This window comes from Limnohabitans sp. YIMB22184, assembly GCF_048020265.1.
Lineage (GTDB): Bacteria > Pseudomonadota > Gammaproteobacteria > Burkholderiales > Burkholderiaceae_C > Limnohabitans_A.
This window is the reverse complement of the sequence record NZ_CP171843.1, coordinates 1,023,133-1,042,743: the sequence shown is the minus strand read 5'-3', so window position 1 is coordinate 1,042,743 and position 19,611 is coordinate 1,023,133. Positions and strand designations below refer to the sequence as shown.

The 19,611-nt window shown below is 58.5% G+C and carries 22 protein-coding genes; 18 read left to right on the top strand and 4 right to left on the bottom strand.

The window, feature by feature from the left end; translation table 11 throughout:
* Complete coding sequence (flhA, locus tag ACHEXL_RS04965; protein ID WP_416560915.1) at positions 1-2,118, bottom strand: flagellar biosynthesis protein FlhA; 2,118 nt, start codon at positions 2,116-2,118, stop codon at positions 1-3.
* Positions 2,119-2,353: 235 nt separating this feature from the next.
* Between flhA and ACHEXL_RS04960 the strand changes: the two genes are divergently transcribed.
* The 12 genes from ACHEXL_RS04960 to ACHEXL_RS04905 are packed head-to-tail and all read left to right on the top strand — an operon-like array spanning position 2,354 to position 12,068.
* Positions 2,354-3,775 carry a flagellar hook-length control protein FliK gene (locus tag ACHEXL_RS04960; protein ID WP_416560914.1) on the top strand — a complete coding sequence of 474 codons (1,422 nt, stop codon included), beginning with the start codon at positions 2,354-2,356 and terminating at the stop codon, positions 3,773-3,775.
* 24 nt (positions 3,776-3,799) lie between these two features.
* Positions 3,800-4,381 (top strand): flagellar basal body-associated FliL family protein, encoded by a 582-nt coding sequence (locus ACHEXL_RS04955; RefSeq protein WP_416560913.1) that lies wholly within the window; start codon positions 3,800-3,802, stop codon positions 4,379-4,381.
* Positions 4,382-4,409: 28 nt separating this feature from the next.
* Positions 4,410-5,408: a flagellar motor switch protein FliM gene (fliM, locus tag ACHEXL_RS04950; RefSeq protein ID WP_416560912.1), complete on the top strand. Its 999-nt coding sequence runs from the start codon at positions 4,410-4,412 to the stop codon at positions 5,406-5,408.
* 19 nt (positions 5,409-5,427) lie between these two features.
* A complete protein-coding gene (fliN, locus tag ACHEXL_RS04945; RefSeq protein ID WP_416560911.1) occupies positions 5,428-5,739 on the top strand; it encodes a flagellar motor switch protein FliN in 312 nt (103 codons plus the stop codon).
* Positions 5,740-5,755: 16 nt separating this feature from the next.
* On the top strand, positions 5,756-6,067 hold the full coding sequence (gene fliO, locus ACHEXL_RS04940; protein WP_416560910.1) for a flagellar biosynthetic protein FliO: 312 nt from the start codon (positions 5,756-5,758) through the stop codon (positions 6,065-6,067).
* Positions 6,064-6,816, top strand: coding sequence for a flagellar type III secretion system pore protein FliP (gene fliP / locus ACHEXL_RS04935; RefSeq protein ID WP_416560909.1), 753 nt, complete (start codon positions 6,064-6,066; stop codon positions 6,814-6,816). The genes fliO and fliP overlap by 4 nt, the downstream gene beginning before the upstream one ends.
* 10 nt (positions 6,817-6,826) lie before the next feature.
* Positions 6,827-7,096, top strand: coding sequence for a flagellar biosynthesis protein FliQ (gene fliQ / locus ACHEXL_RS04930; protein ID WP_416560908.1), 270 nt, complete (start codon positions 6,827-6,829; stop codon positions 7,094-7,096).
* An 18-nt stretch (positions 7,097-7,114) separates the two neighbouring features.
* Entirely contained in the window at positions 7,115-7,891 is a 777-nt protein-coding gene (gene fliR, locus ACHEXL_RS04925) for a flagellar biosynthetic protein FliR (RefSeq protein ID WP_416560907.1), read from the top strand.
* On the top strand, positions 7,884-9,047 hold the full coding sequence (gene flhB, locus ACHEXL_RS04920) for a flagellar biosynthesis protein FlhB (protein WP_416560906.1): 1,164 nt from the start codon (positions 7,884-7,886) through the stop codon (positions 9,045-9,047). The genes fliR and flhB overlap by 8 nt, the downstream gene beginning before the upstream one ends.
* Positions 9,044-10,423, top strand: a complete 1,380-nt coding sequence (locus ACHEXL_RS04915) for a hypothetical protein (RefSeq protein ID WP_416560905.1) — start codon at positions 9,044-9,046, stop codon at positions 10,421-10,423. The genes flhB and ACHEXL_RS04915 overlap by 4 nt, the downstream gene beginning before the upstream one ends.
* Before the next feature lie 17 nt (positions 10,424-10,440).
* Entirely contained in the window at positions 10,441-11,136 is a 696-nt protein-coding gene (locus tag ACHEXL_RS04910) for a hypothetical protein (RefSeq protein WP_416560904.1), read from the top strand.
* Positions 11,133-12,068: a hypothetical protein gene (locus ACHEXL_RS04905; RefSeq protein ID WP_416560903.1), complete on the top strand. Its 936-nt coding sequence runs from the start codon at positions 11,133-11,135 to the stop codon at positions 12,066-12,068. The genes ACHEXL_RS04910 and ACHEXL_RS04905 overlap by 4 nt, the downstream gene beginning before the upstream one ends.
* Positions 12,069-12,118: 50 nt before the next feature.
* Here ACHEXL_RS04905 and ACHEXL_RS04900 read toward each other — a convergent pair whose 3' ends face one another.
* Both ACHEXL_RS04900 and ACHEXL_RS04895 read right to left on the bottom strand, forming a co-directional pair.
* On the bottom strand, positions 12,119-12,526 hold the full coding sequence (locus tag ACHEXL_RS04900) for a surface-adhesin E family protein (protein WP_416560902.1): 408 nt from the start codon (positions 12,524-12,526) through the stop codon (positions 12,119-12,121).
* An 8-nt stretch (positions 12,527-12,534) separates the two neighbouring features.
* A complete protein-coding gene (locus tag ACHEXL_RS04895) occupies positions 12,535-13,461 on the bottom strand; it encodes a GNAT family N-acetyltransferase (protein WP_416560901.1) in 927 nt (308 codons plus the stop codon).
* Positions 13,462-13,548: 87 nt separating this feature from the next.
* Here ACHEXL_RS04895 and ACHEXL_RS04890 point away from each other — a divergent pair, with 87 nt between their 5' ends.
* From ACHEXL_RS04890 to ACHEXL_RS04875, 4 genes are all read left to right on the top strand, one after another.
* On the top strand, positions 13,549-13,731 hold the full coding sequence (locus tag ACHEXL_RS04890) for a hypothetical protein (RefSeq protein ID WP_416560900.1): 183 nt from the start codon (positions 13,549-13,551) through the stop codon (positions 13,729-13,731).
* A gap of 15 nt (positions 13,732-13,746) precedes the next feature.
* The gene (gene motA / locus ACHEXL_RS04885) at positions 13,747-14,610 is read left to right on the top strand and encodes a flagellar motor stator protein MotA (protein WP_416560899.1); all 864 of its coding nucleotides are present in this window, start codon (positions 13,747-13,749) and stop codon (positions 14,608-14,610) included.
* Positions 14,610-15,617, top strand: a complete 1,008-nt coding sequence (locus ACHEXL_RS04880) for a flagellar motor protein MotB (RefSeq protein WP_416560898.1) — start codon at positions 14,610-14,612, stop codon at positions 15,615-15,617. Before motA ends, ACHEXL_RS04880 begins: the two co-directional genes overlap by 1 nt.
* An 85-nt stretch (positions 15,618-15,702) precedes the next feature.
* Complete coding sequence (locus tag ACHEXL_RS04875) at positions 15,703-16,206, top strand: hypothetical protein (protein WP_416560897.1); 504 nt, start codon at positions 15,703-15,705, stop codon at positions 16,204-16,206.
* Between the two features lie 19 nt (positions 16,207-16,225).
* On the opposite strand, the gene ACHEXL_RS04870 is transcribed toward ACHEXL_RS04875, so the two are convergent.
* Positions 16,226-17,497 (bottom strand): sigma-54 interaction domain-containing protein, encoded by a 1,272-nt coding sequence (locus tag ACHEXL_RS04870; protein ID WP_416560896.1) that lies wholly within the window; start codon positions 17,495-17,497, stop codon positions 16,226-16,228.
* 340 nt (positions 17,498-17,837) lie between these two features.
* On the opposite strand from ACHEXL_RS04870, the gene ACHEXL_RS04865 reads away from it, so the two are divergent.
* Together ACHEXL_RS04865 and ACHEXL_RS04860 are read left to right on the top strand one after the other, a co-directional pair.
* Positions 17,838-18,332 (top strand): LPP20 family lipoprotein, encoded by a 495-nt coding sequence (locus ACHEXL_RS04865; protein WP_416560895.1) that lies wholly within the window; start codon positions 17,838-17,840, stop codon positions 18,330-18,332.
* 5 nt (positions 18,333-18,337) lie between these two features.
* On the top strand, positions 18,338-19,582 hold the full coding sequence (locus tag ACHEXL_RS04860) for a hypothetical protein (RefSeq protein ID WP_416560894.1): 1,245 nt from the start codon (positions 18,338-18,340) through the stop codon (positions 19,580-19,582).
* The last annotated feature ends 29 nt before the right edge of the window (positions 19,583-19,611 follow it).

Genomic DNA, 19,611 nt, shown 5'->3' with positions numbered 1-19,611 from the left:
TCAGCTCTTCACGCCATTGGCGTTGTTACGTGGATCGGCTTGCACGGTGTTGATCACCTTCACGGCCTGGTCATCTGGGATTTCGCTGTAAGACAGCACGGTGAGGTCACTCACGCGGTAACGAACGGCACGGGACATCCAGGGCCGTATGGCGGGTGACACCACCAAAACGGCTGGCAAGCCCTGCTCTTCGGTGGTCCGGGCACTTTCGCGCAGCGCCGCAAACAGGCTTTCGGCCAAGCCAGGCTCCAAGACCATACCGGCGGCGTTGGTGTTTTGCTGCAAGACGTTGTGCAGCAGCTGCTCAAGTTGAGGGTCGAGCGTCAGGACCGACAAGGTGTCGCGATTTTCAGTCAGGCTCTGCACGATCATGCGGCCGAGCTTGGGGCGGACCAATTGGGTCAATTGGTCGGGATCTTGCGTGCGCCCACACACTTCAGTGAGTGCTTCCACCACCGTGCGCATGTCACGGATAGGCACCGATTCTTGCAACAGATTTTGCAGGGTACGGGTCACCACACCCAAAGACAATTTGCCAGGCACCAACTCTTCCACCAGCTTGGGGGATTTAGCGGCCAATTTGTCGAGGAGTTTCTGCGCCTCGTCATGGCTCATGAGCTCGGAGGCATTGTCGCGCAGAACCTTGTTCATGTGGGTTGCGATGGCCGTGCTCGGGTCCACCACGGTATAACCCAGAGCTCGCGCTTGGTCGCGCAAGACCGGTTGAATCCACACGGCTTCAAGACCAAAGGCTGGCTCTTTGGTGGGCTGGCCTTCAATTTTGCCGTACACCTTGCCGGGGTTGATGGCCAATTCGCGACCCACTTTGACTTCGCCGCGACCTCGCACCACGCCGTTCAAGACGATGTGGTAAGCGTCAGGTTCGAGGTTGAGCGCGTCCCGGATGCGCACCGGTTGCACCAGGAAGCCCAATTCGGCAGAGAGCTTTTTGCGCACGCCCTTCACGCGTGTCATCAACTGCCCGCCCGACTCCACGTTGACCAAAGGGATCAAGCCGTAGCCGATCTCCAAACCGATCAAATCCACCTGTTCGACATCGTCCCAATCCAGCTCTTTGGGGGCATCGCTGGTGGGCGCAGCGGGCGTGGCCGCGCTTTCTTCCAGTTGCATTTGCTTGCGCATGACCATGAAAGCCATGCCGGCGGTGGCAGCGGCCAGCGTCAGGAACACCAAATGCGGCATGCCGGGCACCAAACCCAGAATGGTCAAGATACCGGCTGCGATAAACAGGGCCGGCACATTCGACAACTGGGTGGTGGCCTGCTCGGTCATCGACTCGGAAGTCGTCACCCGGGTCACGATGATGGCGGTGGCCAGTGACAAAAACAAAGATGGGATCTGCGCAACCAAGCCGTCACCAATGGTCAACAGCACATAGATACGGCTGGCATCGCCGACCGACAGGTTGTGTTGGCCGATGCCAATGGCCAAGCCCCCCACGATGTTGATGATCAGAATCAAAAGGCCGGCCATGGCGTCGCCGCTCACAAATTTGGAGGCACCGTCCATGGAACCGAAAAAGTCGGACTCTTGGGCCAACTCTTCTCGGCGCTTTTTGGCGGTTTCCTGGTCAATCACACCGGCGTTCAAGTCCGCGTCGATCGACATTTGCTTGCCAGGCATCGCATCCAGGGTGAAGCGGGCATTGACCTCGGAGACTCGGCCTGCGCCCTTCGTCACCACAAAGAAGTTGACGATCATCAAGATCACAAAAATGATAAAGCCAACGATGTAATTTCCACCGATCACGAACTCACCGAATGCAGCAATCACTTTGCCGGCCGCCTCGGGACCTTCGTGGCCGTTGACCAGCACCACTCGGGTGGAAGCCACGTTCAGGGCCAAGCGCAGCATGGTGGCGAACAGCAGCACCGATGGGAAAGAGGAAAACTCCAGCGGCTTGCGCGTGCCAATGGCGATCATGATGACCACCAGGCCAATCATGATGTTGAAGGTGAACAGGATGTCCAACAACAAGGGGGGCAGCGGAACCACCAACATCGCCATGATCAACAAAACCAAAGCAGGCAGACCCAAGCCCGCCAGATCGAAGCGCGCGAAGTTCTGTCGGATGGCGGACAGGGTCAAAGTGGTCATGGCAAATTAAGCGCTGGGAGAAGCAACAGGGGCTGGGGGTGTCAAAGTTTCAGTACCTTTAAGCAAAGTACATGCCATGCAAACCGACACCTGCTGATCGATGGGGTCGACGTCGCTCGTAAAAGCTGGTGCGCAACTTGCTGACACTGAATCAACCATCGTGCAGCGGCAAAAAATCACCGCAGCTTTTAGAGCCCGTGAAACCATCAAAAAACACACTCAAGACGCAACACCCATGACCACGACTTTGATTGACTCACCTGTCCGCGCCACCCCAACTCAAAAAATAGAAACTTTAGAGTCCAAAAACAACAAAGATGGACGCGCCGATGCGTCTGAATTTGGCCAAGTGATGTCCGGTGTCCTGAATCCGGCGAGCCGCAACGCGGCAACGGCTGCAAGCACCGGGGAACAAGAAACTGCGATCGCCAAACAGGCTGATGGGCAAGCGATGGCCGATATGGGTTTGTCCCGCCTCATGGGTCCAGTCGGCGGGGACTTTTTGAAAGCCGTGCATTGGGGCCCTCACCTGAATGTCATCACACCTGAAACCACTTTGCCCGACGAGCAAAGCCTGGAGGCATTCGCCAGGTCGCAAGGCTTGGACGAAACCGCCGTTCAATGGCTCATGGGCACGGTGCCAGCGGCCTTGCCTGTCGACACAGGCTTGCAAAATGGCGCCACTGTCATCAGCGCCGAGGCAATGGGAACTGCAAATACAACATCTGCGAGCACCGTCACCGGTGCCACGCTGCCCCCTGCAGCGACCAGCGGCGCAGTGACCGAGCCTGACATGCAGATCGCCCAAAACGCGCTCAACAGCGCTGCCCTGTGGGTCATGGGCCAGTCCACGGAAAAAGCCCGCGCAAACGCCGCCTCGCCAGAAGCAACGGCAGATGCGGCAGAGGTGCAACTCCAACTTTTGGCAACGCCCCCTGCGCCGGCCGCTGTCTGGATGCTGCGAAATGGCCTCAGCGCCAACCAGATCAAAGACACCGTCACTCCCAAAACCGCGATCGCTTTGAGCGAAATAGACCTGTCACAAGTGGCCACACCTGAATTGCTGGACAGCCTCATGCAAGAAGGTGACACCGCCAGCGCAGCGCATCCCACCCCTTTATCAGGACACAGCGGCCATCGCTTGGAAGCCAGCACCGCCGCCCCGCAGGCTGACACGGGTCAAGCAGATAACCTGCCGCCCGCCGGCGCCAATGCCGCCCAGAGGAGCGAAAAAGTACAGGATCTGGCGGAAAAAATGGGCCAAGCGGTGGGCCAACGGATTTTGTCCGAGATCGAAAAAGGCCAATGGCACCTGAAACTGTCGCTGCGACCTGCGACACTTGGACACATTGAAGTGGAAATGCGCATGCGCAGCGGCGAAATGGATGCGGTGTTCACGGCCCCACAGGCGCTCACCCGTGAATTGCTCCAGGAGGGCATGTCCAAACTCCGGGAAACACTGAGCCAAATGGGCATGAATGTTGCTTCTTTGAACGTAGGCGATGGTCAAACCCAGCAACGTGGCGGAGAGTCGACACCCAGCCAAATGTCAAAATCGGCGAAAACCGAAAATAACGACCCCACGCCCCTGGCAGCGCCTGTGCTCAATGCCCCCCGCATGAAAATGGGCCAAGACGGCTGGGATGTGTTGGTTTGACGCGGAATCAATCAAGGAGTGAACATGGCAGACGAAGAAATTGAAGTTGAAGGCAAGAAGAAATCACCGCTGATCAAGATCATCGTGATTGCACTGGTGGCCATCTTGTTGTTGGTCGGCACGGCTGTCGGCACCATGTTTGTCACGGGCTTTTTTGACAAAAAAGACACACGCGCTGCCGAAGAAGCACTCAAAACCCTGGAGCAAGGCGCCGCCGACAGCAAAGCCGGTGCCAGCGAGCCTGCACCACCTCAAAAAGTGGCCAAGGAATCCCCCGAGCTACAACGTTTTGAAAACAGCTACATGGAACTGGAAAAGCCTCTGGTTTCCAACCTGACGAACACCCGCAAGGTCATTCAGTTGAATTTGGCCATCATGACGCACTACGACGAGCGTGTATTCAAGAACGCGAAAAAGCATGAGTTTGCACTGCGCTCGGTGGCGCTGGACACCATGCGTCAAATGACCGATGCCGATTTGGCCAAGCCCGAGTTCCGCAAAGAGCTCGCGGCCAAGATCCGGGAAGAAATGAACGCCGTGCTGCAAAAGTACGAAGACTTCGGCGGCATCGAAGAAGTCTTTTTCACCAGCTTTGTGGTGCAGTGATTTGTAAATTTGACCGATTGCCAACACCATGTCCGATACCCAAAACCTCTTGTCGCCGGAAGAACTCGCCGCCCTGTCGGCCAGTTTCAACGACGGCAGCATGGAAGACGAGACGGGCTACAACCTGGATGTTCAGGTCCGCAAACACGACCTAGCCGCAGAGGACAGCAGCTTGGGGGTGAACGTCGCCTCGCTGGACATGATCAACGAGCGCTTCATCCGCATGTTCCGACTCGGCATGTTGGAAGTGCTGCGCACCAGCCCCCGCGTCAACCCGACCCGGGCACAAATTGTGCGTTTTGGCGACTACATCAAAGACCTCAAGGCCCCCTTGTCGGTGAACATCATCCGCATGGCACCGCTGCGGGGCTATGCCATGGTGGTGATCGACACCACCGTGGTCTTCAGCTCTCTGGACAGTTTCTTTGGCGGCTTTGGCCGCGGTGTGGGCCAGCTGCCTCCCGGCCGCCTCTTCACACCGACCGAAGCGCGCATCATCAAAATCATCTTGCAGGTCTTTTTCAGGTCCTTCAAGGAAGCTTGGGCGCCTGTGGCGCCGATTGACTTCGAACACGTCAGCTCGGAAATCAACCCCCAGTTCGCGCAAATTGCCGACGAAAATGACCTGGTGGTGCTCAGCCGCTTTGAGTCCGACTCCAGCAACCAAGGCTCGGGCTTCATTGACATGGTCATCCCGTACGTGGCGCTCAAGCCCGTGCGCGACGTGCTGCGCAGCCGTGTTCAAACCGGCGATGGCAACGAAGAATCCGACAAAGTTTGGCGCACCCAACTGGACGATGCGGTGCGCGATGCCGAGCTCGAACTTCAAATCTTGCTGGGCAAAATGAGCATGTCCTTGCACCAACTGCAGACCATGCAACCGGGCGATGTCCTGCCTTTCAAAAAATCCGAGTCGGCTCGGGCCATGATCGAAGACATGCCAGTGTTCGATGTGGAAGTCGGCGCTCTGGGCAGCCAAGTGGCTGTCAAGATCGTGCAACCCATCAGCCCCAACCTGACCGCTTGAACTCCATCGAGGAACGCCCATGAGCGATATGAACAACGACACCGAATTCAGCCCGGAAGCGGGCACCAAAGGCCAAATCCACGTCGACGTGTTGCAAAACATTCCCGTGACTTTGTCCATCGAAGTGGGACGCGCCGTGATCAAAATCCGCGACCTGATGCGCCTGACCCAGGGCAGCGTGGTCGAACTCGACCGCATCGCCGGCGAACCCCTGAATTTGTTGGTGAACAACACCGTGGTCGCCCAAGGCGAGGTGGTGCTGGTCAACGACCGCTATGGCATTCGCCTGACGCGCGTGGTGCCGGCCTCCGAACGACTCGAAAACCTGTGAGCTGGAGCACTTGGGTATGAGCTCGGCATGGACTTTGGGGGACTGGCTTCAATACCTGTTCAGCTTCATTTTTGTCATCGGCCTGCTGCTGGCGCTGCTGTGGGGATTGCGCAAACTGCAAAACGGCGCCCTCCTGATGCGCAAAAGCACCCAACGCTTGCAGACACTGGAAACGCTGTCCGTCGGTCCGCGTCAAAAAATCATGCTCATTCGGCTTGACGAGCGCGAAATTTTGGTCGGCGTCACCGCACAACACATGACCGTGCTGACCCCCTTGATGGCCGCTTCAGAGTGCGAGCCGGCCGAGATTGAAAACACCACACCATGAAGCGTTCTGTTCTTTTGGGCTTGACCCTCACCGTGCTGTTGGGCTTGCTGCCCGTCTTGGCGCAAGCTGCCCCGGACTTGCCAGCCATCACCAGCACCAACACCGGCAAAGGCACGCAGTACAGCATCACGCTGCAGCTGCTGGCCCTGATGACCACCCTCTCGGTGCTGCCCTCGGTGCTGCTGATGATGACGGCGTTTGTGCGCATCGTGATCGTCATGTCCATCTTGCGCCAAGCGCTGGGTACCGGCCAGACTCCGCCCAACATGGTCATCGTGGGGCTGTCGCTGTTTTTGACGCTGTTCGTCATGTCACCCGTTCTGAACGATGTGTACCAAAACGCCCTGCTGCCTTACATGAACCAAGGGCTGTCGTTTGACAAAGCGCTGGCCGCTGCCGAAAAGCCGATCCGCGCCTTCATGCTCTTGCAAACGCGTGAAGATGACATTGCCATCTTCATGGACATCGCCCGCAACAAAAGCGTTGCCAGCTCGCAAGAAGTGCCTTTCATGACCTTGGTGCCCGCCTTCCTCACCTCTGAGTTGAAGAGCGCGTTCACCATCGGTTTTCTGATTTATATCCCCTTTGTCGTGATCGACCTGATCGTGGCCAGCGTCCTGATGTCCATGGGCATGATGATGCTGTCGCCCATGATGATCTCGATGCCTTTCAAACTGATGCTGTTTGTGCTGGTGGACGGCTGGAGCCTGATCATGGGTTCTTTGGCCGCCAGCTTCGCCATACCTTAAGGAGACAAAGATGGACACCGCCATGGTCATTGATTTGGGACGGCATGCCTTGTGGACAGCCGTGTTGGTGTGCGCGCCCTTGCTGGGCGTGGCCTTGGCTGTTGGCCTGGTCATCGGCATCATCCAGGCTGCCACCTCCATCAACGAGTCCACCTTGAGCTTCATCCCCAAGCTCATCGCCTTGGCCCTGGCCTTGCTCCTCTTTGGCAGCTGGCAGCTGGTCACGCTGATCGACTTCACGCGCAGCATCTTCTTGCGTATTCCTGCCTTGTTCTCCTGAGCACGGGCCCCACGCACCATGAATTTCCTGGCCGCCGACGTCATTGAGAGGTTCTATACCTTTTTGTGGCCGATGCTGCGCATTTCGGCCCTGATGGTCACGGCCCCAATTTTCTCGCTGACCGCGTTCAATCTGCGCCTGCGGATCTTGCTGGCCCTGGTGTTGGCCTGGCTGGTTTATCCCTTGCACACATGGCCCTTGCTGGACCCGTCCACTGCCCCCGGTTTGGTGGAAGTGTTCAACCAAATCATGATCGGTGCGGTCATGGGCCTGATCTTGCAGGTGGTGGTCGCTGCCGTGGTGGTCGGCGGCCAAAGCATTGCCGCCGCCATGGGCTTGTCCATGGCCAACATGGTGGATCCCAACATGGGCAACGTGCCAGTCATCTCGCAATTGATGATCGTCATGTCGACCCTGATTTTTGTTGGCTTTGGTGGCCACGCCATCTTGCTGGGAATGATCTCCGAGTCCTTCCATTCGCTGCCGATCGGCACCTCCATCCTCAACCAGAACATTTACGGTCGCGTGCTGCAGTGGAGCTCGATGGTCTTTTTGGGCGCGGTGTTGATGGCTTTGCCCGTCATGGTGTCGCTGCTTTTCATCAACATCGGGCTGGGTGTGGTCACCCGGGCAGCGCCCAGTCTGAATATTTTTGCAGTGGGTTTCCCAGCCATGATCATCGCCGGCTTCCTGGTGCTGATCATCTCCATGGAGAGTATCGGTGCGCGCATCGAGTGGCTGTGGGTGCAGGGTTTCAACGTGGTGCGTGACGTGATGGGAGTTCCCCATGTCTGAAGCGTCGAGCGACGACAAAACAGAAGAGCCGACGGCCAGAAAACTCAGCAAGGCGCGTGAGGACGGCCAAGTCGCGCGCTCCTCCGAATTGCCTGCAGCCGTCATTGTGATCGGCGCCCTGACCATTTTGCTGATGTCCGGCGGCTGGGTGATCAGCCGCATGGCCACTGTCTTTGCCAACGGCTTTGTATTTGACCGGACCACTCTGAACAAACCCCTTTTGCTGCCCGCACACTTTGGCGATCAAATGTTGTCGTCCTTTGTCACCGTGCTGCCCATAATGGTCTTCACTGTGATTGGGGCCATCGTGGCCTCGGGCGTGACTGGGGGGTATCTGTTTTCCTTGCAAGCCGTTGCGCCCAAAGGCTCCAAACTCAGCCTGGTCAGCGGACTGGGCCGTATTTTTGGCACACACGCCCTGGTGGAGCTGGGCAAAGCAGTCCTGAAGTTCTCTGTGGTCTCGGCTGTGCTGTGGTGGTCACTCATGTCCAACATGGACTCGCTGATCCAGATGGGTCAAATGGGCTTGGAGCCGGCGCTGGCGGCTGCCGGCCTCATGATCATGAAGTCGGCCCTGCTGGTGGCCATGAGCTTGGCACTGATTGCTTTGATCGACGTGCCCTACCAAAAATACGCATTCAACAAAAAAATGCGCATGACCAAGCAAGAGGTCAAAGACGAATACAAGCAGATGGAAGGCAGCCCAGAGGTCAAAGCCCAAATCCGCCGCCGTCAACGTGAAATGGCCAACTCGCGCATGATGCAGCGCATCAAGGATGCCGATGTGGTCATCACCAACCCAGAGCACTTCGCGGTGGCGCTCGAATATGACCCCACCGGCGACGGCGCACCCATCATGGTTGCCAAAGGCACGGACCACATGGCCGCCCTCATCCGAGAAGAAGCCAAGGCGCACGGCGTGCATTTGTTCGAAGCTGCACCCCTGGCCCGCGCGATTTATTTCACCACCGAAGTCGAGCAACAAGTACCTGAAGACCTGTACCACGCGGTGGCCCAAGTGATCGCCTATGTCTTCAGCCTGGAAGCGGCCTCTCCCATGAACCCGCCTCAGGCCAAACCCAAAGTCAAAGTCCCGCCAAGCATGCTGTTCAACCCTGACGGCAGTCGGCTTGAAAAAGCTGGAGCCCGCGCATGAACATCCCCATCCAACCTGACAGCGCCTTGAACAACTACGTTTTCCGTGCGGCTGATCGCATGCGCATCGAAGGCTGCGCCAACGCCGTGGCCCATGAGGGCTTGAGCCTGGCGCTCTACTGCCCCTTTGAAGCGCTGCTTGATCATTACGTGAACCTGTTGCTGACCCGTCTGCGACAACAGGCGCCCAACCACCGCATCGAGGTTTACTTTCCGGCCAACACCGACTCCTTGCTGGACCGCTTCAACGAAGTGCTGGCCAACCAATCCCTGAACCAAGCGGTGAAAGCCACCGCCACTGCGAACCAGGCGCAAGTCTGGATCGTGCACGACGCGCAGACCTTGCCAGAAAGCGAGATCCAATTGCTGGCCCGGCTGATCCAAAATTTTCCAGGTGCCAACATCCGGGCCATCTTGCTGATGTCGGGCCAGACCCACAGCGAAAGATCGCCATTGTCGGCCTTTGGCCGGAAAATTTTGCGTTGGGACATTGAAGCCCCGACCGAGGAACAAGCGCAAGCCGCGCTCGATTTGGCGCGACACGAAGGGCACTTCAGCGCAGCACAACAACTGGTCCAGCGCATCCAGCGCCAGCAACGCCCTGAGCTGGCGACCGCTTTTCAGGCTGCCCTCGTGCCAGCCGCCGCGGGAGCAGAGACAACGGCTTCAGCGTCGATGCCCTCGCCTCCACGCTCTGCGTCCAGCTCGTCGCTGAAAAACAAATTTCTGGCCTTCCAACAACACGGCTCAGCGGCTTTGCAGGCCTTGGGTGCTTCGGGTGTGGGCGTCAAACCAGTCACCACATGGCTTCGGCAAAACGCCAAAGTGGCCGCTGCGGTGGCCTTCGCCTTGGTGATGTCCACGCTGATGATGTTGTGGATTCAACCCGAGGCCTTTGGCCTGAAATCAACTCAGCCCTTGGCCACCCCTGCCCTTAAAAACCTGCCCCTGCCTGCGACGGCCGCGACAACACAGCCGCAGACAACGGCAACTCCTGTGGCGACAGAACCCGCGCAAGCCATGCCAGCAACAGCCACAGTCCCCCAGCCCAGCGAGCCTGCCATCGAGGCGCCCGAGGCCACATTGAACGCGCACGCCTGGTTGAAAAAACTTGATGCCAGCAGTTTCTTGCTGCAGCACGGCACCTCCAACAGCTACGAAAAGGTGCTGGATATCCAGCGCAAACATCCGGCCTTGAAAGACGCGCAGATTGTGGCCGCCTACCGACCTGGTGAAAAGCTGGCGCATTTTGTGATCGTGTCCGGACCTTTCAATGAGGTGGGTCAGGGCTACGAGGCCTCCAAGCGACCCGGTATTCCTCGCAGTTGGGTGCGCCCCACGCGCAGTTTGCAAGAACAGCTCAAGAGCCCGACCTGAGCCACGGACATCTATCCATGACCCCAAACACCGTCACTTCCGATGCCATGACCGATGCCGTGACCTTGCCCGAGGGCACTGACACCGCCGAGCCCCAAGCCCCAAAGGCCAAAGGCCCTGGAAACACTGCACCTCAAAGCAAGCGCCAACGCAAACCGGCGCCTTCTGCTGAGGCGAAAAAAGTGAAAAAGGCCAATGAAGCGCCAGGCCCCCAAGTCGCAAAAAAAGGCACGGCCCAGAAAACCAAGCCTGCGCCCAAAGTCCCGGCAGATGAGCTGACGGCGCCCCTCGAAGAAAGATTGGCCGCACAACCCACGGAGCCTGCGAAGGACATGGTCACCACGGCACCCGTTGAAGCCGTTGAAGCCGTTGAAGCCGTTGAAGCCGTAGCACCCGTTGAAGCCATCGCACCCGTTGAATTGGCTGCGCCCGCTGAACCGGTTCGAACACCTGCGCAACGGCCTGCGAAGCCGCGGGCTAAAACCCGGTCCAAAACCCGCTCAAAAGCACGCCCTCCAACAAGCGCCCCAGCCGCACAAGCCCAGCCTGAAGCGCCCGCGAAGACGGTATTGATGCTGGATGAAGCCCACCTGTGGGACCAAGATGACCCTGTGAAAAGCCGTCTGGCCCAACTCAGGGCACGCAACGCCCTATTGGAGGAACAGCTCCAAAGACTGAAGCCCCTCTTTCAAGCCCGAGGAAAAAAACCATGAGCGAGAACACATTCAAACCCGACGCCGAGACCGAAGCCATGAGCATGGAAAGCGAAGCTGCCCCTGTGCACGCCAGCACCGAGGCCGAAGCGCCTGCGGCCAAACCGCTGCACGTCGGCATCACGGTGGACCAGCGGGCCTACCAGCAATACCAGTCCCTGGCTCAAGTGGTGCTGGACTCTGCAGACATCGCCACCAAGTCGGCAGAGGCAGCTGCCCATGTGAGCAGCCAGCTCAGACTGACCACCCAGGAATTCAAGGAGCTGACCGATGCCGGGCATAAAAAAGCCCGACTTTTGTTGGTCATCACCGGCGGCGTGTTCATCGTCAGTCTGATTTTCTTTTTGATCATGGGGGTGCGGCTGGTCAGTCGCATCAACCAGCTCGATGCCATGCTGATGGCTGTGGGCAAACGGGTGGTCGAGCTCAACTCGGGGATGGAGTCACTGGAGGGTGTCAACCAGAGCGTCAAAGAACTGGCCTCGCAGCAAATGGCGCTGACCAAGTCGCAGGGGCAAATCGAAGGCCGGATTGATGCCTCGCTTAAGCAATCAGAAAGCCTGGTGCAAAGCGTGCCCACCGAGACGGCCAAACAAGTGGCTGCCAGCAGCGACTCGGTGATTCGCCAAGTGCAGGGGATCAACGCCAAGCTTCAAACCCAGGCCAATGCGGTTCAATCGCTGGGCAACGAGGTCAAGTCGTTGAAGTCTGCCGTCGGCAATGTGGATGGTCTCAAGCGCGATGTCGAGGCCTTGGTGACACTGCAAAAAGAGCGGTATTTGGAAACCTTGCAAAAGAACAATGCCACCGCCTCGCGCGAGAGGGCCGTGCAGTTCCCGCGTTACACCGCCCCTAAACCCGGCGAGCCCGCCAACACCGCGCCCAACCCTGCTGCTACCAATGGCGCGGCTGCTGCCGCGGTCAAGCCCTGAGCACCTGGCCAGAGACCGCTGGCGCAGACTTCAAGGCTGAACAGCGCCCGTCACTCGATGCAAACAGCGATGTAGGTCAGCACGAAAACACCGTTGGGCGGAATCTTGCGCCAGTAACCCATTTCATTGACGGTGGCCACTTTTTCGCCGGTCATTTTGGGGCCGGAGAAACTGGTCATCTGCCCCATGCGGTGCATCTTGTAGTTGCAGTCGTACTCGTTGAGGTAGCGTCTGGACCGGACACCTTCGGCGTCCGGTGTTTTCAGGTCCTGCATCTCCCAGACCCGGCGAACGGTGTCAACTTTTTCAATCGAATTTCGGTTGACGTACAGGGTCACTTCGGGGGTCTCGCCAATGCGCGTCCAGGCCAAAGCCACCGTCGGTGCCAAGCTGAGCAAGCCCACAGCGCAGCCAACCACCAGCACCAGAGGCGGCATTGAAAACCTTGGCAATGTCATGTTCGTTCTCAAAAATAAGTTCCAGCAAGGCTGACAGCATGTCCACCTGCGCCCAGTTTAAAACGCGAAATGCCCGGCAAGTCGTGGGTGTTGACGCCCCCCAAGTCGAGCACCTCGATGCCTGCCACTTTCAAGTAAGCCATGGCTTTCCACAGCAAGGCGTTGTGGGTGTTGAGCTGGCGCCCCTCATCGTCAGTCCAACCCATATGGTAACTGGCGACACGGCCATGGATCAGGAACAACATGGCCCCGATGGTGTTTTTGCCCAACTCGGCATAGGCCACCACAAAGGCCTGTTGGGGCTCGGTGTGGGCATCCACATAAGCCCTCACAAACGCGGTGGGCAGACCATGGAACTTTTTGGCTTCACGCTGATCCAGCTCTTTGCCCAGCAACCATTCGCAGCGCTTGAGGCTGGGTTGCACATGCCACCGGATCTTTTCGTTCGACAGGGCTTTGCCCAGCCGGTTGCGCCACTTGCCGTCCATCTGAGCCTTCAACGCTTCCAGTGGCAAGGTCAAGTCCAGCAGCACCGTGGCGTAACCCGTCATCACACGCGACATGCCACGGGTTTCGGCAGCGCTCACCTGGTCAGCCGTTCGGTCGGGAGAAAAAAGCACCACTTTCAGGCGCGGCAAAGGCATGTCACGTCGCAGCAGCCGGTACACCTCAGCCCTTTGCTCGGGCAAGACATCTGGCTGCCACACGGGGCCACGTGTACACGAGGCCAAGGACAGGTAGCCTGCAATACGCCGACACATGAACTGGGCCACAGCCAACAATTTCCCGTCTTGCCAGACCATGGCCCGGCGCACCCCCACGCCCAACGCGATCAAGGCGTCGCCGTAGGCCCAGGACTGCTGCAAAGCGCCTTGCTGCGCCGCGTGCAATTGTTCCCACTGGCTTCGCGGCAAATGGTCCCAAGTGGTATTCATATTTGTCATAATAGGCAAATTTTTTAATTTCAACTCAAGATTCCGCCATTGCAACCGATTCACACAAGCGTACTTGGAAAAAAGACCATGTCAGCCCCCAAAGACCAGACCATTTTGGGCCATGACATCCCGAAAGCCCGTTTGACTGCGGCTGGGTGGGCTTGGGGCGCACTGTATTTGGGTTTGCCTGTCCTCTTGCTGGGCAATGCGGTGGATTTGATTTTCCAATGGACATTGGGTTGGTGCATCGGTGTTTGGTGCATGGTGTAAAACAAAAGGGCCAGCATGTTCTTCTTTATTGGTTTAGCGGTGGTGTTCGGGGCAGTGTTCGGCGGTTATGTCATCGCTGGCGGCAAGATGGCGCCCATCATCAAGGCGGCCCCCTTCGAATTTTTGATCATTGGCGGATCGGCCATCGGCGCGTCTTTGGTGGCCAACAGCTTCCCTGTGTTCAAAGCCGCCATGGCAGGCATTGGCAAGTGCATCAAAGGGCCCAGTTTCCACCAGGCAGACTACCTGGCCTTGATGCTCTTGGTCGGCAAATTGCAGTCGGTGATGAAAAAAGAGGGCGTGGTGGCGCTGGAATCGCACGTTGAAAACCCCGATTCAAGCGCCATCTTTGGCGAGTTTCCCAAATTGGCCAAAGACCACGCGATCGTTCAAATGATTTGCGACCCGCTTCGTCTGATGGTGATCTCCCAGGGCAATCTGGACGCAGATGCCTTGGACGATTTGATGAAAAAAGCCATCAAAGTCCACCACCACGAGGCGATGCTGGCACCCGCGGCGCTGGCCGGTATCGCCGGCGGCTTGCCCGCGCTGGGCATCGTGGCCTGCGTGTTGGGTGTGGTAAAGACCATGGGCTCCATCGACCAGCCTCCTCCAGTGCTGGGTGCGCTGATCGGTTCGGCCTTGGTGGGCACGCTGATGGGCGTGTTCTTGGCCTATGGCATGTTCGAGCCCTTCTCTGGCCGACTGACTCAAATCATCAACGAAGACGCACAGGCTCTGGACGTGATCCGTGAAATGATTGTGGGCAACCTCAAAGGTTATCCCCAGCCACTGGTCATCGAATCGGCGCGCGCCTGTATTGCGCACCACAGCCAACCGAGCTTCTCCGAAGTCTTTGACGGCATGCGAGGCTCCTGATGGCCGAGGCAGACAAAGCCGCGCCGGGCACGCCCGAAGAAGTCGCAGCAGCCGAAGCAGCCGCTGCGGAAGCAGCGCGGCCCATCATCATTGTCAAAAAAATCATTGCCGACGATGGCCACGCAGGGGCTCACGGTGGCGCCTGGAAGATCGCTTTGGCCGACATGATGACGGCCATGATGGCGTTCTTCTTGCTGATGTGGCTCTTGGGCGCCAGCACAGAAGACAAGCGCAAAAGCGTGGCTGACTACTTCAGACCAGCCTCGCACAGCCAAATTGTGTTTGGCGAATTGGCCGGCTCCAACGGTTTGTTCGGCGGTCAGTCCATCATCGACACCGACGGCTTCCCGTTCACCGCCAAACAAAGCGCCATGCTCGAGCGTCTGACGCCGCAGGCCCAGGGCGGTCCGGCCGAGAGTTTTGGCTCCTCCAAAGAGGAATTCAACAAAGACGGTCCCTCGGAGCAAGACCCCGGCAAAGACAGCGGCTCAGGCTCGCCGGGCCAAGGCGGCGGCAGCGGCTCGGCAGGTCAACAAGACAAACAAAACTTCGACAAGCTGGAAAAAGAGATCAAACAAAAACTCTCGGAGAGCAAACAGTTCGAAAAGATCAAAGACCAGGTCAGCATCACCCGGGACAAAGAAGGCTTGCGCATCGAGGTGATCGACAAAGCCGACTTCGCGATGTATGGCTCGGGCGGTGCAGAGATGGGCGCCAAGGCCGCAGCCTTGATGACCGAAGTGACCAAAACCCTTAAGCCTTTGCCCAACAAACTGGCCATTCGGGGGCACACCGACAGCACGGGTTTTCCGCCTGAAAGCCTGCGCAACAACTGGTCTTTGTCCACCGAACGTGCTGAGGCCACGCGCCAGTTCATGCAAGGCCAAGGCATCAGCCCCAACCGGTTTTCACGCATCGAGGGCGTGGCCGACACCAACCCCAACGTGCCTGGCAACCCGGCCGACCCGCGTAACCGCCGGGTCAGCATCACGGTGCTCAATCAATGACCGCTGCAGGCCACCGATCCGGCCCAGGGCGACCCGCTACCGGTTGGCCATGGGCATCCCTTAACCTTCTGTGAGAGGCACATCCATGTTCAAACACACTGCCATCGGGGTGGCCATCGGCCTGTTGGTGATGGGCGGCGTTTGGGGCCTGGTTCACACGCTGGGCAACAGTGCCACGGCCCCCTCCGAACTCAGCGGAGAAGTCGCTATGCCTGGCGCCAACAAGGGCAAGATGGATCTGATCTGCGAGCTGGCACTGGACCTGGACGGTCAGCTGGCGCTGGGCATCAAAGAGAACGAGCCCTCGCGCATCACCATGGCCGAGATCGATTTTGAAAAAAATTCTGGATGGTACCAAGGCAAGATCGCCATCTCTGAAAGCCGAGCCGGCACGCTCAGCCTGATGGGCACACGCCTGAAGATTTACCGCCCAGCGATGTTCCAGCGCTTTGGCGTGATGATCACAGGCGAAGAGTTTGTGGTGGACCGCAAAACTGGCAGCTTTGTGCAGTCATTGAGCTTGAGCGACGGCCGCAATGTGAAACTGATCAAAGGCACCTGCGCCAAGGTGATCAAGCCGCCGTTTTGAACCATCCGCGGTGCAGAGGTCAAGCCACGCCGCGCAGCTCGTATTTGTTGATCTTCTCGATCAGTGTCGTTCTTTGCAGCTGCAGCAGTTTCGCGGTTTGCGAGACGTTGCCCTGAGTTCGTGCCAGCGCCTGCTCAATCAAGCCCCGCTCCACTTCGACCAAATGCTGCTTGAGCGACATGCCCTCCGGGGGCAAGGTCTGGATGCCCTGGGCCATCAAGATGGCCCGCTCCACCTCATTGATCTCGTCGTTCGAAGCCGACAAGGGCGCCGGATTGAACACCTTGGCTGGCAAACTGTAAGAGCTGACAGGACTGGCCAACAAATGCGTCATCGGGTCGTCGTCACCGGCAAAAGGTGACAAGGCCTCGAATGCAGAACCGTCCTGGCGATCCGGTGTTGTGTGGTCTGCAGGCGCTGACACAGGCGAGATGGTCACCGAGGGGCTCAAAGAAGGCGTGAACATCGCAGGCGCGGTCAAGCCTTGCTGAGCCAGCCACTCGGCCTGCAAAGAAGCCAGCCCCAGCGGCAACATGCAAGCGGGCACCGTCTGCACGTGCAGCACCTGCGAGGGGTACAAGGTAGAAAAACGGTCGACCAAGTTGGACAATTCGCGCACATTGCCAGGCCAAGCGTAGGCCTGCATCAATTTCATCATGTCGGGCGCAAAACGCACCGCCTTGGCCTGAGGCAAGGCGTGCTTGTCGGCGTAAAAATTCAACAAAGCCGTGATGTCTGCAGGGCGTTCACGCAAAGGCGTGGTGATGACCGGTAAAACATTGATGCGGTAATACAAATCTTCGCGGAAGCGACCGGCTTCGACTTCGGCTTCGAGTTTTTTGTGGGTCGCGGCCACCACACGCACATCGATGGGCACTTCTTTGGAGGCACCCACCGGCAAAATGCAACGCTCTTGCAAGACCCGCAGCAGCTTGACCTGCATGTCCATCGGCAAGTCACCGATCTCGTCCAGAAACAAGGTGCCGCCGTGTGCCAACTCGAAACGGCCAAGACGGTCGGACACCGCCCCCGTGAAGCTGCCCTTGCGGTGCCCAAACAACTCGCTCTCGATCAAGTCACGGGGAATGGCGCCACAGTTGATCGGCACGAACGGCCCGCCCGCACGTGGCCCCTGCATGTGCAAAGACTGTGCGACCAGTTCTTTGCCCGTGCCGCTTTCACCAGTGATCAAGGCGGTGGAAGAAGATGCAGACAAAGTCTTGATCAACTCACGCAGAAACAGGGTCGCTTGGCTATCACCAATGATGAGGGGTTTGGCGTTCGATTTCATCAGCGTGCGACACACATGGGGGGGGGTTGGGGGCCTTGATCCGACGCCCTTCATCCAAAGGGGAAATCGACAAAACCAAAATTGATATAAAAGTGACTTTTCACGTTTATAAATGACAACAGATGGTTTTGGCAAGGGTTAATCGAAAATTTAGCCCACAAATCTATAAAATTCACAATACTGTTGATTTTTTAATACGCTCCTCACGGCTCTGGCCGATTTGCCGCAGCAAGCGCTGAGCCCTCAAGACTTGGAAGCTGCTGTCGATACACCCTACAAGACAAATCAAGCCGGTCGCCCACTTCTGGAAGTACCCGGTTTGCCCTCTGGAGTTTTCAACATGACCTTCTACCGATCCGCGGTCGCCGCACTCTTCACCCTGGCGGCCCTGACTGGCTGCAACTCACTGCCCTTGAGTCCTGCTTCGGCGGACGACGTGGTGGCGCCGAAAGCTGCGGCCTCCATGATCACGCCTTTGGTCGAAAAGCGCGAAACCTTGGTCGCCACCGGTTATGCCGTCGTCAGCATTCAAAACCACAAGAACCCTGCCCAGCAGCGCTTACTGGCCATCCGTGCCTCCAAGCTCGACGCCTACCGCTCATTGACCGAGCAGGTTTACGGCCAGCAGCTGGACGCCACCACCAGCGTGGCCGACATGACCATCATGAGCGACACCTTCAGGGCCAAAGTTGAGGGCGTGATTTACGGCGCCGTGTTGGTCAGCATTGCCCCCGTGGGTGACGACACCTACGAAACCACCCTGTCGCTGGACCAGCAAGTGGTTCGTGATCTGCGCACCCTGTACCTGAGCCAACTGGCCGCACGTCGGCGCTGATAACCATGAGCACGCACGTGGCAACGTCTGTCCGACCTTCGCCGAGCCTGATCGCTGGCCGCCAATGCGTGGTGTGGTCGATCTGGCTGCTGAGCACACTGGTGGCTGCAAGCGCCCAAGCGCAAAACGCCAAGCCGCCTGGCCCTTTGCAGGACGGTATGACCACGAGCGCCAAACCCACCCGCACGTCCACGCCCACGGCCAAGCAACATGAAGCACAGCTCAACGCCATCCGGCAAGCCATTTTGCAAGCCACCATCGAGCGCCCGACCCGGGTTCTGAGCAGCGCCTGGATCGACGACAAAGGCGTGCTGCAAGAAAGCGCCCATTTCCACTCCGAAGCCCAGGTGCGTGGCGTGCGCGTTGTGTCCTACCTCGAAGAGGACAAAGAGGCACCACCGCAAGTCAGTGCCGAAGTCTTGCCCTGGGGCTGGCGCCATGGCCAGACCAAAGCCACCCAATGCGACGCGCCGCCACGCCCATGGCGTCTGCCCCTGGTGCTGCAAACCCGGGCAGAGCATGGCTTTTCGGGGGTGCAACACTTTGCCAGCCAAGCCGTGCTCAGCACCGCCTCCCAGGCGTGGACGCAAAACATGCAAGCCTCCCCACGCTGGCGCACCCAACACAAAGAGCTGCCACCCGACAGCGCCTACATGCGGGCCCTCACAGGCCCCAGCGACAGCCCCACCGGCTGGACGGCCGAGTTGGTGCTCAAGCCCCATGCCCCAGCGCAAAATTTCAGCATGCGCCAAGCCTTGCACGATCTGAGCCGCGATGAAACCGATTGGCGCTGGACCTTGAGCTTCACCTTGGGCGAGCGCCACACTCCCGCTGGCCCGATCGAGCCGCATTGGCAAACTGAGCAAATCATCACCATCGACCCCACAGCGGCAGCGCGAAACCCCAGCGCTTGGGTGCAGCAGCTCAAGGCATCGCTCCAAAAGCAGATGCAAGCCTGGGCGCAACAACTGGACAAACAGTCGGCGTGCGAGCCGGTCCAGTTTCATGTGCGGCGCACTGGCGCAGACGGTTTGCAACTGCAAGCGGGGGTGGGCAGCGGCTTGCGGCCAGGTGACCGTGTATTGCTCATCAACCCCAGCCACATCCCCAGCCAAATGCTCGAACCCAGCGCCACGCAGCACTTGGCGCTGGCCCAAGTGGTCAAGGTAGGCAGTGACCGTACAGAGCTAGAGCTGCTGGCCGGCCCCGCTTTGCCCGCCCAAGGCCACTGGATGGCTTTACCTCTTTGATCTTTTACGATCTGATCTGACATGGCCCC

Bases quoted from the DNA above. Each gene is read 5' to 3' on its own strand.
- flhA (WP_416560915.1), bottom strand. From the start codon at position 2,118: ATGACCACTTTGACCCTGTCCGCCATCCGACAGAACTTCGCGCGCTTC.
- ACHEXL_RS04960 (WP_416560914.1), top strand. From the start codon at position 2,354: ATGACCACGACTTTGATTGACTCACCTGTCCGCGCCACCCCAACTCAA.
- ACHEXL_RS04955 (WP_416560913.1), top strand. From the start codon at position 3,800: ATGGCAGACGAAGAAATTGAAGTTGAAGGCAAGAAGAAATCACCGCTG.
- fliM (WP_416560912.1), top strand. From the start codon at position 4,410: ATGTCCGATACCCAAAACCTCTTGTCGCCGGAAGAACTCGCCGCCCTG.
- fliN (WP_416560911.1), top strand. From the start codon at position 5,428: ATGAGCGATATGAACAACGACACCGAATTCAGCCCGGAAGCGGGCACC.
- fliO (WP_416560910.1), top strand. From the start codon at position 5,756: ATGAGCTCGGCATGGACTTTGGGGGACTGGCTTCAATACCTGTTCAGC.
- fliP (WP_416560909.1), top strand. From the start codon at position 6,064: ATGAAGCGTTCTGTTCTTTTGGGCTTGACCCTCACCGTGCTGTTGGGC.
- fliQ (WP_416560908.1), top strand. From the start codon at position 6,827: ATGGACACCGCCATGGTCATTGATTTGGGACGGCATGCCTTGTGGACA.
- fliR (WP_416560907.1), top strand. From the start codon at position 7,115: ATGAATTTCCTGGCCGCCGACGTCATTGAGAGGTTCTATACCTTTTTG.
- flhB (WP_416560906.1), top strand. From the start codon at position 7,884: ATGTCTGAAGCGTCGAGCGACGACAAAACAGAAGAGCCGACGGCCAGA.
- ACHEXL_RS04915 (WP_416560905.1), top strand. From the start codon at position 9,044: ATGAACATCCCCATCCAACCTGACAGCGCCTTGAACAACTACGTTTTC.
- ACHEXL_RS04910 (WP_416560904.1), top strand. From the start codon at position 10,441: ATGACCCCAAACACCGTCACTTCCGATGCCATGACCGATGCCGTGACC.
- ACHEXL_RS04905 (WP_416560903.1), top strand. From the start codon at position 11,133: ATGAGCGAGAACACATTCAAACCCGACGCCGAGACCGAAGCCATGAGC.
- ACHEXL_RS04900 (WP_416560902.1), bottom strand. From the start codon at position 12,526: ATGACATTGCCAAGGTTTTCAATGCCGCCTCTGGTGCTGGTGGTTGGC.
- ACHEXL_RS04895 (WP_416560901.1), bottom strand. From the start codon at position 13,461: ATGAATACCACTTGGGACCATTTGCCGCGAAGCCAGTGGGAACAATTG.
- ACHEXL_RS04890 (WP_416560900.1), top strand. From the start codon at position 13,549: ATGTCAGCCCCCAAAGACCAGACCATTTTGGGCCATGACATCCCGAAA.
- motA (WP_416560899.1), top strand. From the start codon at position 13,747: ATGTTCTTCTTTATTGGTTTAGCGGTGGTGTTCGGGGCAGTGTTCGGC.
- ACHEXL_RS04880 (WP_416560898.1), top strand. From the start codon at position 14,610: ATGGCCGAGGCAGACAAAGCCGCGCCGGGCACGCCCGAAGAAGTCGCA.
- ACHEXL_RS04875 (WP_416560897.1), top strand. From the start codon at position 15,703: ATGTTCAAACACACTGCCATCGGGGTGGCCATCGGCCTGTTGGTGATG.
- ACHEXL_RS04870 (WP_416560896.1), bottom strand. From the start codon at position 17,497: ATGAAATCGAACGCCAAACCCCTCATCATTGGTGATAGCCAAGCGACC.
- ACHEXL_RS04865 (WP_416560895.1), top strand. From the start codon at position 17,838: ATGACCTTCTACCGATCCGCGGTCGCCGCACTCTTCACCCTGGCGGCC.
- ACHEXL_RS04860 (WP_416560894.1), top strand. From the start codon at position 18,338: ATGAGCACGCACGTGGCAACGTCTGTCCGACCTTCGCCGAGCCTGATC.